Source organism: Vibrio sp. 10N.261.52.A1, assembly GCF_002876325.1.
GTDB classification, from domain to species: Bacteria; Pseudomonadota; Gammaproteobacteria; order Enterobacterales; family Vibrionaceae; genus Vibrio; species Vibrio chagasii.
This window is the reverse complement of the sequence record NZ_MCYD01000011.1, coordinates 1-1,127: the sequence shown is the minus strand read 5'-3', so window position 1 is coordinate 1,127 and position 1,127 is coordinate 1. Positions and strand designations below refer to the sequence as shown.

General features: G+C 47.1%; 1 protein-coding gene. It reads left to right on the top strand.

Annotation, left to right across the window (positions count from 1 at the left end):
- Positions 1-1,077: serine hydroxymethyltransferase (locus tag BCT81_RS00160; protein ID WP_102422921.1), on the top strand; the 1,077-nt coding region annotated here is incomplete at its 5' end.
- Positions 1,078-1,127 lie beyond the last annotated feature (50 nt).

Genomic DNA, 1,127 nt, shown 5'->3' with positions numbered 1-1,127 from the left:
TACTACGGTGGTTGTGAGCACGTAGATACAATAGAAGCTATCGCGATTGAACGTGCTAAACAGCTATTCAAGTGTGAATACGCGAACGTACAACCTCACTCAGGTGCTCAAGCGAACGGCGCAGTTAAACTTGCCCTACTTCAACCTGGCGACACTATCCTAGGTATGTCTCTTGACGCTGGTGGTCACCTTACGCACGGTGCACGCCCAGCGCTTTCAGGCAAATGGTTCAACGCAGTTCAATACGGCGTAGACCGCGACACTCTTGAAATCGATTACGAAACGGTACGCGCTCTCGCTATCGAATGCCAACCTAAAATGATTATTGCAGGTGGTAGTGCTATCCCACGCGTTATCGACTTCGCTAAATTCCGTGAAATCGCTGACGAAGTTGGCGCTATTCTAATGGTCGATATGGCACACATCGCGGGTCTTATCGCGACAGGTGCTCACCCTAGCCCACTACCACACGCACACGTTGTAACGACAACAACACACAAAACACTTCGTGGCCCACGCGGCGGCATGATTCTGACTAACCACGAAGACATCAACAAAAAGATCAACTCTGCAGTATTCCCTGGCCTACAAGGCGGCCCACTAATGCACGTAATTGCGGCTAAAGCTGTCGCATTTGGTGAAGCACTTGGCCCAGAATTTAATACTTATATTAATTCAGTGATCGATAACGCAAAAGTTCTTGCTGAAGTGTTGCAAACTCGCGGTTGTGACATTGTGACTGGCGGAACGGACACGCACCTAATGCTGGTTGACCTTCGTCCTAAGGGCTTGAAAGGTAACGTAACTGAAGAAGCATTAGAGCGTGCTGGGATCACATGTAACAAAAATGGCATACCATTCGACTCAGAGAAGCCTATGATTACTTCGGGTATTCGTTTAGGTACGCCAGCTGGAACCAGTCGTGGTTTTGGCACTGAAGAATTCAAACTTATCGGTGAATGGATCGGTGATGTTCTTGATGGCTTAGTTGAAAGCCCTGAAGGCAACGCTGAAGTTGAGCAACGTGTTCGCAAGCAAGTTAAAGAGCTTTGCAAACGCTTCCCTCTTTACCGTTAATCCGTTTTTAAGATTTAAATTAAAACCTCATAAATTTTTGGAGAATAAGC